At 36.9% G+C, this 13,688-nt stretch carries 8 protein-coding genes; 3 read left to right on the forward strand and 5 right to left on the reverse strand.

What is annotated here, in order from left to right:
* The first annotated feature begins 102 nt into the window (after window positions 1-102).
* Window positions 103-1,221 (forward strand): serine hydrolase domain-containing protein, encoded by a 1,119-nt coding sequence (locus tag OQ292_RS23320; protein ID WP_284686791.1) that lies wholly within the window; start codon window positions 103-105, stop codon window positions 1,219-1,221.
* Between the two features lie 186 nt (window positions 1,222-1,407).
* Here the strand turns inward: OQ292_RS23320 and OQ292_RS23325 are convergent, their stop codons facing one another.
* On the reverse strand, window positions 1,408-2,367 hold the full coding sequence (locus OQ292_RS23325) for a DUF1593 domain-containing protein (protein ID WP_284686792.1): 960 nt from the start codon (window positions 2,365-2,367) through the stop codon (window positions 1,408-1,410).
* 190 nt (window positions 2,368-2,557) lie between these two features.
* Here OQ292_RS23325 and OQ292_RS23330 point away from each other — a divergent pair, with 190 nt between their 5' ends.
* Together OQ292_RS23330 and OQ292_RS23335 are read left to right on the forward strand one after the other, a co-directional pair.
* On the forward strand, window positions 2,558-3,811 hold the full coding sequence (locus tag OQ292_RS23330) for a cation:proton antiporter (protein ID WP_284686793.1): 1,254 nt from the start codon (window positions 2,558-2,560) through the stop codon (window positions 3,809-3,811).
* Between the two features lie 72 nt (window positions 3,812-3,883).
* The gene (locus OQ292_RS23335; RefSeq protein WP_284686794.1) at window positions 3,884-4,453 is read left to right on the forward strand and encodes a DUF4287 domain-containing protein; all 570 of its coding nucleotides are present in this window, start codon (window positions 3,884-3,886) and stop codon (window positions 4,451-4,453) included.
* Window positions 4,454-4,935: 482 nt separating this feature from the next.
* Here OQ292_RS23335 and OQ292_RS23340 read toward each other — a convergent pair whose 3' ends face one another.
* From OQ292_RS23340 to OQ292_RS23355, 4 genes are all read right to left on the reverse strand, one after another.
* Window positions 4,936-8,112 carry a beta propeller repeat protein gene (locus OQ292_RS23340; RefSeq protein WP_284686795.1) on the reverse strand — a complete coding sequence of 1,059 codons (3,177 nt, stop codon included), beginning with the start codon at window positions 8,110-8,112 and terminating at the stop codon, window positions 4,936-4,938.
* 173 nt (window positions 8,113-8,285) lie between these two features.
* A complete protein-coding gene (locus tag OQ292_RS23345) occupies window positions 8,286-11,075 on the reverse strand; it encodes a T9SS type A sorting domain-containing protein (protein ID WP_284686796.1) in 2,790 nt (929 codons plus the stop codon).
* A gap of 1 nt (window position 11,076) precedes the next feature.
* Window positions 11,077-12,279 (reverse strand): hypothetical protein, encoded by a 1,203-nt coding sequence (locus tag OQ292_RS23350; RefSeq protein WP_284686797.1) that lies wholly within the window; start codon window positions 12,277-12,279, stop codon window positions 11,077-11,079.
* 31 nt (window positions 12,280-12,310) lie between these two features.
* Window positions 12,311-13,486, reverse strand: coding sequence for a hypothetical protein (locus OQ292_RS23355; RefSeq protein WP_284686798.1), 1,176 nt, complete (start codon window positions 13,484-13,486; stop codon window positions 12,311-12,313).
* Between the last annotated feature and the right edge of the window lie 202 nt (window positions 13,487-13,688).

Below are 13,688 nucleotides of genomic sequence, written 5' to 3' on the forward strand. Positions count from 1 at the left end.
TTGATTTAAATTTTTTTAATCAAAAATCTCAAGTGAATTTTAACCACTCTTTAAACTTTTTAAACCCCAAGGCGTCTAAAGGTAAATAAAAGCTAATTACCCATGCTTAGAACTATTTACCTTTCAATCATTGCTATTTTTTTAAGTGCCTCTTGTACCGAAGATGGCACAGATGTTTCACCAATCGGAAATGATACCAGCGAGTTGTACTTTCCGCCATTAACTGGCAGCACTTGGGAAACCGTTTCCCCAGATTCTTTAGGTTGGAACAGCGATAAAATTCCTGATCTCATCAGCTTTCTGGAAGAAAGTAATTCCAGAGCTTTTTTGGTTTTAAAAGATGGGAAAATCGCCATCGAGCATTATGCAGGCAAAACTTTAATCGGTTTCGATTTTAATAAAAATAGCAATTGGTATTGGGCATCTGCTGGTAAAACACTCACTTCTTTTTTAGTAGGTATTGCCCAAGAAGAAGGCTATTTGGATATCGATAACCCAAGTTCAGATTATCTGGGAACTGGTTGGACAAGTCTCACCACTGAACAAGAAGCAAAGATTACGGTTTTAAACCAACTCACCATGACCAGTGGCTTAGATGATGCTAGCAATGCTGATTGTACCGACCCTGAATGCTTGGAGTATCTGGCTGATCCCGGTGAGCGATGGGCTTACCACAACGCTCCTTACACTTTGCTAGATGGTGTAATTGAAGGAGCTACCGACGAAGATTTCGATACATATTTTGAAGATAAAATTGCCGATAAAATTGGTATAACAGGCTTTTGGGAATATGTAGGTAGCAACCATGTTTATTTTAGTGATGCCCGCTCTATGGCAAGGTATGGATTGATGGTTTTAAACAATGGAAAATGGCAAACAGAAACGGAAGAAATTACGCTATTGGGAGACGAAAATTATCTGGAAGCTATGGTCAACACTTCTCAGACTTTAAATCCTTCTTATGGTTATTTATGGTGGTTAAATGGCAAAGGAGCTTTCCAGTTGCCGGGTTTGCAACTAACTTTTAATGAAGATTTATGCCCAGATGCACCAGAAGATATGTTTGCAGCCATGGGCAAAAATGGACAGCTATTAGACATTGTTCCAAGTCAAAACCTCATCGTAATTAGAATGGGAGAGTTACCCAGTGATGATTTTGTGCCTACTACTTTCCAAAATGATATTTGGGAAAAGCTAAATGATGTTATTGGGGTGGAGTGACTTTTTAAAATAAAAAAGGGTGGGGCTGAGAATCCGGCGGGGGTGAGATTGGCACTGTGCGTTGAAGCATCGGATTTTCCGGTAGCCGGAGCTATTGATTTTTTTCGTACTTTTTTCATCAAGGAAAAAAGTACATGCCATTAAACTATTTTTTTTTGTATAAATGCGAATTTTGTAAACTTGTTATTATCTCAACCACAACATCCTTTCCTTCCAATCATCAAGATAAGCTTTGCGCCATTTATTGACCGTCTTGGCTCCGGCTTTGTCATTTTCAATCAAAGATGCATCTGGGTTATCCGTCCAGTAATTTGGTCCATGATCTTTTTTGATGAATGCACCACCCCAACTTTCACTTTCGGGATCAGCAGGGTTTCCATGAAGCATGTATAAAACTGCGGGTGTATCACCCATTTTTATATCTTTCTTCTTTTCCCAAAACAGCTTGCCCATTGCACCATAGTCTTTAACATGTTTTTCAATAAAACTTAAGTTTCCATAATCATCGGTTTGGTTACCTCCCATATACATCCCTCTAAAAGTAGTGTTATTTTCAATCCACCAAAGGTCTGGATGCTGCTCGAATAAATAGTTTTGAGAAAGCGAATCGAGTCGGGTATTCCACGAACCAATGGAATAAACTCTTATTTTTTCTTTGATATTGGGTGCTTTGTGTACTGCTTGAGCGACATCAGTAATCGAACCCCATACGAGAATGTACAATGGTCTTTCGTCTTTTCTTTGTGCCTTTTTAATTATCCATTCGGCACCATCGCTTAATTCTTGAGGTACTAATCCAGCTTGTGCATCTGTAGCGCCTTGTTTGGTGAGCTTTAGCAATTTACTAGGCTTTGGGAAAGCTCCATGTTGTTTCAGTTTAGGATAATCTAGAGAATATGCTGCAATGGCTTCTTTTATATGCTTGGCTCTGCCTTCTTTGGGCGGCGAACTAATTAATCCCTCAATATCAAACATATCGGCATACAATAGAAAATGCACCATCGACTGAAAATCGTCTGGATCATCGCCACCAATGTCTGTAGAAACAATTACCCTCGGTAAATCCTGTGCATAAGTATAATTTGTATGAAAAAAGAATCCGACTAGTAGAATAATCAAATACTGGTAACAATGTGTTTTGTTCATATTTCAAATTAAAAAATGCCAAGAGGCTTTGCAATAGGTACTGTCCTGCTTAATGTTTTAAATATCGATTGAAACAGAAGAGAATCTCCTTTTTTGACTTTTAGCTGTTACATTTGCAAGCGAGTTTATCGCTGTACTTGCAGCCACCGTGATTGTTAATTTAACTAATACCTAAGCACTTTTTAATCTTATGGGGATTTTCACTATCGTTAGTATTCTTACTGTTCTTTCTGCCATCTTTGCTTTTATCAATACCCGTTTTCTTAAACTTCCATTTACCATTGGTCTCATGATTATGGCCATTGCACTTACTTTCGCAGTGTTGGCTTTGGGAGCAGTTAATCCAGTAATTTTAGAAGATTCCAAAGCGCTTATCCAAAGCATCGATTTCGAAACCATCTTACTAGATGTAATGCTGAGTTTTCTCCTTTTTGCAGGTGCATTGCATACTAAATTAGATGTATTAAGAAGTTACAAAGCCCCCATTGCTTTATTTTCTACTCTTGGCGTACTGCTATCAACTTTTTTAGTGGGAGGGATGATGTACTTCCTTACCAACTCACTTGGTCATCAGGTAGACTTTATTTATTGTTTATTGTTTGGAGCGCTCATTTCTCCTACAGACCCAATTGCAGTTTTAGGTATTTTAAAAGAAGCCAAAGCACCTAAAAAGTTAGAAATTAAAATTGTAGGTGAATCTCTTTTTAATGATGGCGTTGGTGTGGTTGTGTTTCTCGTAATATTCAATATGGCGTCTAAAGGCATAGATGCTATTTCTTTTACAGATGTGGTCTTGTTATTTGCAGAAGAAGTCGGTGGTGGTATTGTATTAGGTTTAATACTAGGCTGGGTAGGTTTTCAGTTGATGCGAATTATCGACCATTATGAAACTGAAGTGATGATTACTTTGGCGCTGGTAATGGGTGGATATAGTTTGGCAAGTTTTCTACATTTTTCAGGGCCTTTGGCGATTGTTGTTGCTGGTTTGTTTATTGGAAACTGGTCACCCCAAGCAGCATGGTCAGATACTACGCAAAACTACGTGGATAAATTTTGGGAATTGGTAGATGTGTTTTTAAACGCCATTCTTTTTGTGTTAATCGGTTTCGAATTGCTCATTATCACCATAGACACCGAATATATATTGTTTGGTTTGTTGGCAATTCCTGTTTCTTTGGTAGCCCGTTATTTGGCTTTGGCTGGTCCTATTGCCGTATTTGATAAGAAGCTAGATTTTATTCCTAAAACCAATATGATTATGACTTGGGGAGGTATTCGAGGTGGAATATCTATTGCTTTGGCACTTTCACTGGAACCTCAAATGCAAAGAGATTTCTTTCTTACCATTACATATACTATTGTAGTATTCTCCATCATCGGGCAAGGATTGACTTTAGGCAGACTAGTAAAAAGTGTATTGAATAAGAATAACATAGAAGTATAACTTCTACCTTTTGATTTTATTTATTTTGTCGAAAAATGTTATATTCAGTTATAAATAACCGATAAAGTAAATATGGCAAAAACTAACCCGGCATCAGGTGAAGAAACCATGATAGCCAATTTGGAGAAAAACACAGGAAAATCGTTGACTGAGTGGATTGATATTGTTCAGTCTAAGCAGTTTAGTAAACATGGTGAAATATTAAAGTTTTTGAAAACAGAACACCAGTTTACACATGGTTTTGCAAATATGGTAGCACTAAAAGCCAGAAAAGCAGATGCTGGCTCTGCTGCTAATACAGAAGATTTAGTAACTGCGCAATACAAAGACAAGGAGCTACTCAAAGAAATTTATGATGTGCTTATACAAACAATTTCTGGCTTTGGAGATGATGTTGAAATAGCTCCAAAAAAAGCATATGTGAGCATACGAAGAAAAAAGCAATTTGCCATGTTGCAGCCTGCTACCAAGACTCGTTTCGAAATTAGCTTAAACTTAAAAGATCAAGTCCCACAAGGTATGCTAGAAGCAATAACTAAAGCCAATGCCATGTGCAGCCACGTAATTAAAATAACTTCTAAAGGTGAGGTAAACGAAGAAGTAGTAAGCTGGTTAAGAGTAGCTTATGAAAAGGCAGGTTAATTATCTCTATTTTTAATTGATTTCGCTTAACTAAAACTCGAATTAAAACTGACGATAATCAGGTAGCTGTATGACTGTTTATATGATTATTGTGGTATTGACAAGGTACTTTTATATCATAATCTGATACACAATACCAACCGGGTAGATTAAAAAAATTGTGTGAATAGATACAGTCTAAATTAAAGTAAAAGAGTTACATAGGATTGTTAAAATTAAGATAAACTTTTAGACTGTAACAAGTTTGTGATTTCAAATATTGTTTTATCATGAATTGTCTGTTGAAATTGTTTTGTATCTGGAAGTGAGTAAGTTATGTGCAGTTGAAATTCCGGTTTTTATTAGACACTATTTGAAAAATTGATCAAAAATCGCATAAGAGATCACTCACTTGTGGGCATGGTATTAAGTGATTAGATTAAAGAGAGGGAGTTGGTAAAAGCAGCTCTTTTAGAGCTGCTTTTAAACACTCCATTTATTTTTTACCTTCCTGAAGTATTTTCAGACTCATCGGTATTCACCATAATAAAATCAAGTGAATTGTCTTTGATCATCTTATTAATTTCACCAACACTTTCATCTACAGTCTTCTTGTAATCTGCGAGTTCTTTATCTATTTGCTCACTTACTTCTTTTTTGTAAGCAATACCTTGATCAGAAGGTCTAAAATCGCCAGCAGACTCATGTGTAGCTAAAAATGCAAGCCTATTGTTAAGCTTAATCCCAAAGTTTAAAGGGTCTTGATAAGCCTGATTGCGGGTTTCATGAATGTTATTTTCAATTACAGTTAGGTCTTTTTTCAATTTTTCTGCTTTTGAAATAATCTCTTGATAAGCCGCTTCATCTCCCAGTTTCTCTTTCAAGTAATCAATGTCTTTTTTAATTTTTCTAATATCAATTACTGTCTGATGTGCTTCTGAAAGTTTATCTCTTACTTCAATTAAGAAATCAAACTGAGCTTGCAAATCATCTTGTGTGCTTTTAATTCTTGGGTCAATTAAGATTTTAAAGTCCTGTTCAACAGATTCTCCATTTACAGTTAATTTTGCTTTGTAGTTACCTGGTATAGCTATAGGACCTTTGGTGTTAGAAGAATACAAAATCAAACCCGGAAATGACACCGCATCTGGATAGTGCATATCCCAAAGGAATAGATTCATGCCTTGGTTTACTGCCAGTTTTTCTTTCGGATTTTTTGCTTTGTAATCAAAAGTCTTAATTACTTTTCCATTCGGTTCTGTAACCTCCAAAGAAGCAGTAAAAGTGCTATCTGGTTTGTCTTTCAAATAGAAATACATCATTACACCATCAGGGTGGTTTTTGCCTTCCAGTTTCATGTTGCCTCTGCCATTGGCAGTTCTCATTCTGTAACTATCCTTTGGTTTGTAGAGGTGAAAATCGCTCTTTGCTACTGTTTCACTTAGTTGATGCAAAGGAGTAAGGTCGTCGATAATCCAGAAGCTTCTACCTTGTGTAGCAACGATTAAGTTATTGTCTTTAAACTTTAAATCAGTAATTGAAACAATCGGCAAGTTTAACTGGAAAGGTTTCCAACTAGCACCATCATCAAATGAGATATACATGCCGTATTCTGTACCAGCGTATAACAAACCTTCTTTTTTAGGGTCTGCACGAACTACTCTTGTAAAATCCTTGGCATCGATTCCACTAGTAATTTTTGTCCAAGTTTGTCCATAATCTGAGGTTTTGTAAAGATATGGAGTGAAATCGCCACTTTTATACATGGTTCCTGCAATATAAGCGCTACCCGGATTAGTTGGATGCGGATCTATTGAGTTCCACATAATCCACTTTGGAGCCTCAGGAGGAGTTACATTTTTCCAGTTTTTGCCACCATCTTTAGTAAGGTGTAACAGTCCATCATCTGAACCAGTCCATAAAACACCTTTCTCATGCGGGCTTTCCATAATGGTGAAAATGTTTGCATAGAACTCAACACCAGTGTTGTCTTGTGTAATAGGTCCACCAGAAGACTTTAAAGTGGTAGAATCGTTTCTGGTAAGGTCTGGGCTTATGGTTTCCCATGTTTGGCCTTCATTAGTGGTGACATGTACATGGTTAGAAAATGCATATAATTTCTCTGGTTCGTGTTTAGAAAACATAATTGGAAAATTCCAATTGAAACGGTATTTCATTACTTCAACACCAGAACCGGCAGGGTTTAGTGGCCATACATTGATGTATCTACGCTGTTGGGTTTCGTGATCGAAGCGATAGAGGTAACCTTTGTAATTTCCTCCGTAAACAATATTATCGTTTTTAGGATCAACAGCATGCCAAGCACTCTCACCACCGGCAGTTATTTCCCAGTCTCTTTCGCTAATGCTATTGCCAGCAGTTCTGTGGTAGATTCTCACAGAAGTATTATCTTGTTGAGCACTGTAAATTCTATAAGGGAAACTGTTGTCTGTTTCGATGCGATAGAACTGTGCAGTAGGTTGGTTGTAATAAGTAGACCAGTTTTCACCCGCATCGTTTGAAACTTGCGCTCCGCCATCATCACCAATTATCATTCTTTGGTTGTTGTAAGGATCGATCCATAAATCGTGGTGGTCGCCATGAGGTGCATTGTGCAAGTTGAAATTCTCACCGCCATCTTTAGAAACAGCATAAGAAACGTTCATTACATAAACCATGTCTTCGTTTTGTGAGTCTGCATAAATTCTGGTATAATACCAAGCACGCGATCTTAGAGCGCGGTTTTCATTAATCTTCTTCCAAGTTTTACCAGCATCATCTGAACGGAAAACACCACCATCGTTTGCTTCAATTAAAGCCCAAACTCTTTTAGGATTTACTGGTGAAACAGTTACACCAATAATTCCTCTTGGTGAGGCTGGCATATTAGGCAGATCGGTAAGTTTTTTCCAAGTTTTACCTGCATCGGTACTTTTCCAAAGGTCAGAACCAGGACCACCGCTAGAAAAGCTGTAAGGTGTTCTGCGTACATTCCAAGTACTGGCATAAATTACTCTTGGATTTCCCGGTTCTAAAATTAGATCAACTGCTCCGGCATCTTCGTTGGCAAACAAGACTTTTTCCCAACTTGTACCACCATTAGTTGTTTTAAAAACACCTCTTTCTTCAGAGGGCTTCCATAAATCGCCCATGGCAGCTACATATACAATGTCTGGGTCTTTTGGGTGTACTCTTACTCTGCCAATGTGCATAGTGTTTTCTAAACCGATAAATGCCCAAGTTTCGCCAGCATCAGTAGATTTCCAAACTCCAAAGTTAGAAGACACATTACCACGTACAGTTTTTTCACCCAAGCCAACATAAATAACATTGGGGTCAGAAGGAGCAATGGCAATTGAGCCAACAGAGCCACCAAAGAAACCATCTGAAATGTTTTGGTAGGTATTTCCGCCATCCATCGATTTCCAAACACCTCCACCAACAGAACCAAAATAGTAGACATTAGGGTCACCCGGAACTCCGGCAACGGTACAAGATCGACCTCCCCTAAATGGCCCGATTAAGCGATACTCTATTTTGCTGTAGAGCTTTTCATCGTAGCTAAGTAATTCTTCTGCGGTAGCTGATTTTCTTTTTTTTTGTGCAAATATTGCCGGGGTAAAAGCAAAGGCACAGAAAACCACCAAGCAGATTAATTTTTGTAATCTGTAAATTCTCATAGTGTGATTGTTGTGTTAATTTGTGTTCTTAAATATAATAATTACAATACACTAATAGATTGGAAATGAGTAATTTGGAACTATTAAAAGAAAGGCTTTAGATAATATAAACAAAAAGAGGTACAAAATAGTCTTTGTACCTCTTAGGTTAAGTGCTATGTTTATTTTAAGTGTTAATCGATCATCAATTTAACATTTTTTCTGATCAATTTACCATCACTTTCTAAAACAATTTGCATGGCATACATACCACGACTTAAATTATCAAAAATGCCGTTATCATTAAGCTCAATTAGTTGATATCCGGCAGATAAATTATCCATATTAATTTGTCCGCTTAATCTACCAGAAAGATCATATAGATTGATGCTGATATTACTTTCTTGCGTATCTGTTGGCAACGAAAGAGGAATGTATAATTGGTTGGCTGTAGGGTTTGGGTAGACAGCACCAATTACTGGTTCAAGCAAGTTTAGCTTTTCACTATCACCATAGATCACTTTAAATTGCTGACTCTGTTTTGCATTAAAGGCATAAGTATTTTGATTACGCATGTTAATTACGAAGCCGTTTGCTTCATCGAGTAGATAGAGGTTTTTATCATTTTCTCCAAAGTAATCATTTTCCCAAGAGAATGTAACCAGATCATCACTTGGTGCAGGATTGACCTCAAAACTCCACTCATAATTTTCTGCTTTTGGTACTATGTCTTTTGAAAAATAAGGATAGAAATACTCTTGATGATTAAAGTAAAAATCTGATGCATTGGCAATTTTTGGTGGAAGCATTGCATCCATGGCATCTTTACTCTCATTGGCATTTAAGCTCATACCAAAACCACCTGTAGTTGTAATTCCAGCTTGGCTAGTGAGGTTTAGTTTTACTTGCCAGTTTTCATTATCTAATGGATTTTTAGTTTCTTTTACACCAGCAATTCTGCCATTAATGCTATTGTCTTTAATTACAGAAATATCAACATTTTCAGCGCTTTCAGCAAAATAGATTGCACCTTCGAAAGCATCAAGTATGCCATTAGAGTTTTGATAACCTGTACTGGTATAAACATGGAAGTTTTCGAGTGAGTTGTCTATTCCATTATCTGAAAGTACATCTTCCCATGAGATGGTAAACAAGTAGGGAGAGGCAATCATGTTCCAACCTTGTTGTAAGCTCATTGAGAAAGGATTGTCTTTGGTTGCTGTAACTGTTGTACCTGCACCGCTATTAAAACTCGTTGTATTTTGGGTATAAAGAATGAGATAGCCTCTCCCTAAATCGATATTAGAGAAACTATTATATTCTTGATAATCTCCACTTTGAATTCTAAATACCCTCCATTTTGATTTGTCGAATGAGCCCAACTCATCAAAAACACTGGTAACAGCTGTTGCATCAAGATCTAGCGGGATTGAAAACAGGTCGTAATCACCCGGTTCATCACCCGGAGTTAAGCCTGGAATGCTTACACCATTTGGATAATATATATAAGTATAAGCCACGTTTGAGCTTATGGTATTGCAATCTGCAAAACTAAAAGTATAGTAATACTCTATGCCTATGTCATCTACTGAAGAGCTAACTTCATATGAATATTGAGTATCATTTAAAGTAGGAGTAAAGGGTCCCAACCAGTCTTCTTGAGAAATTCCTCTGTAGTAAACTCCTGCGGCATCAACCAATGAAGGATCGTTTACATTAATTGCTAAAACCGCATTATCACCAGAGTTTACAGGATCTGTACTAATAGGGAAAGTTGAGATACTAAAATCTGAACATGTTACAGAAGGATCTTTTACTGTAAACTGGAAACTGAAATCTATTGGAGAAGAGCCTCCACTTACAGTGATTTCAATATTTACATTGCTTCCCGGAGATAAACCTATTGGAACTTTCACTTCGATTTTATCGTCACTCCAAGAGACAATGTCAGAAGCTGAAGCAGTTACATCATCGAATCTGATAGTACCATTAGAATTACCTAAATATGCTCCAGAAATTGTGATGAGATCACCTTCGTAACCATTATCAGGAGTAATAGAATAGATTATAGGGTCTGTTGAATTGTTTAATGCTGAGGCAATTGTAAACTCACCAAACGAATTGAAACTACTAGAAGATCGAACTGTTCCCGGTACACTTTCGATATTGATACCACCAATGTTTGTCCATTGTCCGCCATCTGCTCTGGCAATTCTAACCAAATTGGCATTAAGTACACCATCGTCAGTTCCGACTGGTAATTCTATATAAGCACTTGTTACAGTTTCATCTGAGCTAATCTCCCAGTATCTGGCTGTGGATACAGATTGCAGTGTGCTTTCAAGCCCATAGCTAGCAGAATTATTATCGTAAACCTGTCCTACATAATAACCATTAACCGCAATTTGTGTAAAATGTATTCTAGCGGGTTTATAAGTCGTGCCAGTTCCAATAGGAAAATTAAGTGTATGATTAATGGCTGAAGTAGCTCTAATTCTTAGTGGGCCATCCACATAACTATCTGCACCAGCACCAGAAATTGTTACATCGTGATTAATAGTAAGATCATCATCAGCAATTGTTGTGATGTTACCAGTGCCTAAGTTAAGGTTGGAGTTTACTAATAAAGGGCCTTCAATATCTACGTCTTGCTCGTTGCTCACAGTTAAAGTGGCAATGGTTCCAGTGCCGTAAAAATATTGGTAAGTTGTACCATTAAATATTAGCGCCCCATCCAAATTAATATCACCAGATTCATTGCTAAAATCACCTTCTACAATAATACTATTGGTATTATCATCATTAATACTGGCATTATCTGAAATTAATAATTCGGAACTTGAACCTGCTACCCTTAACTTAACAGTTCCTGAAAGGTTGAGCTTGCTGCTGCCACTTATATTGACATGCTGCGCATAAGCATTCAGGCAGATTGCCAGCCAAAGTGCAAGAAAAAGTGTAGTTTTTTGAAAAATGAATTTCATATTATTTCTTTTCTTTTGCATCAGCTGAAGAGTCTTTTGCAGCTTCTTGAATTAAATTATTCTTTTTAGTAACTACAGGCCTTACAGCTTTGTAATCTTCAAAGCCTTGTCTTACAGCCTTAATTTCCCAGTCGAAATCGTAGTTGCCAGTGCCACTCATTAATTCTTTCACTGAGAATTTTTCTGGGTTTTTAGAAGTTACGGCTATCCCTTTAGAATCAGCAGAAAGGGGAGTGATAATTACAGTAATACCTTTTGCCGAAGCCAATGAACTAAAGTGCTCTGGAAGTTCGATAGATGCTTCTCCATTCACTAATGTAGAAGTACCTCTCATATACATGCCTGCTTCGGGACCTTCAAGCGAAGCATACCAGATTTCTTTGCTAGCATCATTTGGGTGAGGAACTTTAAAATTTTTAGTACCTGATGCATACAGTTGACCATTACCATTTTCATCTACATACATAGATGCTTGTTCTATTCCTTCGCTATCGTAAACACCTATAAAACCATTGTTTGGATAAGAAGTATTGTAACTGGTTTGATATACATTGGCATTGCCATTGGCTCCTCTTAAAAAGATACTACCACTACCAGAAGAGTTTACATACAAACTAGATTTACTTTCACCACTATCGTCTAATACATCCACAAAACCATTGTCGGTATAGTTGTTTAGGTTAGTAAGTGAAACGTTTCTTTTACCAGAAGGACCGAATACATAAATATATCCTGTGCCATCGTCGAAGTTAGAAAATCTGGCTTTTTCTAGACCACCATCTGTAAAAATTCCTATTTCACTTCCATCATCTTCAATAGAGCCATCTTCTAGTACAGAGCCATTCCAAACTGGAATTGTATTGGTAACACTACTAGTAATTTTTGGGTCAGTTTCTGCTCCTCCAGTACCGCCACCACTGCCTATAGCTACCCAAGCTGTGCCCGAGTAATAATAAAAACCGGGCGTGCTATTGGTTTGATATATTAATAAGCCTGTTGCAGGGCTAGAAATCGCATCTCTTTGTGTGCTAGTCATTCTAGGAACGAGCACACCTTTGCTAGTAGAAGTTACATCCAGAATTGCCGAATTATCCGGCTTTTGATTAATGTTTTCAGAGATCGCCACACCACTCTGCGCATTCACAAAATAGTTAATGCCTAAAACGAGACTCAATTGCAATAGTAAAATTGGTTTCAGTTTCATTTATCTTGTTTTTTGTTGTTTTCTAATTTTTTTAATTACCTGTATCAGGAGTTACAAAAGGGTCTGTTTCACTAATATCTACAGTAGGATTGTCACCACCACCTGTTCCGGGATCACCTCCACCGCTTCCTCCAGAAAGTAATACTGCTGCTGTACCTACAATGGCTGCAGCTCCCAATATTTTTAATCCTAATGGGAATCCACGTTTTATCTGGAACTCAGGGCTAAATATTTCTTTTTTAGGGTCTTCTATATTACTTATCTTTAATTGATAACCTGTACCTAGTTCTGCGTTTTTAGGTACTGACCATAATTGATTGTTTACATCAGTATTTATGTTAATTACATTTATCAGGTTGTCGTTTTGGTAAAGTTCTAGTTTAACAGGAGAGTCCCACTTGCCTTTATCCCAACTGATATATTCTGTTTTGCCTTTACGCACCGCATCAGGATATTGCTTAAAAGTTGCTTCCGTTTCTATATTGGTATTTTCTGTAACAACTGTTTTTTCTTCTGGATAAATTTGCAAACTATCTACAATGGCTTTATTAAGTGAGTCTGCAACATTATCTGCAACTTGTCCAGTTTCAATAATAGGTTTATTGGCATCTTCTACAAATTTATGCACACTCGGATTATAATGCACTATACTCACAATTAAGGGTTTCCATAAATTACCTTCTTTGCGAGCCATAATAGTGGCAATTCTTTTTACTGTTTGGTAAGCTTTATTAATTACCAAATGGTTTCCTGTAAAAGTAGTTTCGAAATATACAGGTAGAAAAATATAATCAGCTTGTTTAACTTCAAAAGCTTTTACATTGGTAATGGTAATTGTTGGAGATTCAGATTTTGTGTAAAACAAGTCCAGATCGTTTAAATATCTGGAAACCTTTAGGTTTTTTGAAGTTTGCCAATCGAAAAAATTAGGGTCAATGTCATCCTCAATAATCACATCTTCATTAAAAAAAATCTGATTAGCATTAATTGAAAAGCTATTATTAATAATCTCCTTTCTTTTATATTCTTCGACATTCGGATCGCAAATGAGGTTCATCAGCGAAGCCAACTCCTTAATAAAGTCTTTAGATTTGTACTGAATTGCCTGCTTGTCATATTCTGTAAGTGTATCATCTTGTGCAGATGCTTGCAGTTGAAAAAGACATAATATGCCAAGCAACAACAGTAGTTTCGAGTAAAAATTCATCTTATAGTAAATGTAAGTCAGTTGTTTCCCTATAGTGTATTGCTAATCTTTATCAGGGTAAACTTAATCAATTCATTTTTTTCTGAAAAGCTTTTAGACAATGTTACTACTCAAAAAGCATGAGAATTGATCTCCCGTATTTAAGGTGATAATAATTTCTATTGGATTGAAAGGCTGGATATCACTCCTGTGAGCCACAGAA

The organism is Chondrinema litorale (assembly GCF_026250525.1).
In the GTDB taxonomy this organism is placed as follows: domain Bacteria; phylum Bacteroidota; class Bacteroidia; order Cytophagales; family Flammeovirgaceae; genus Chondrinema; species Chondrinema litorale.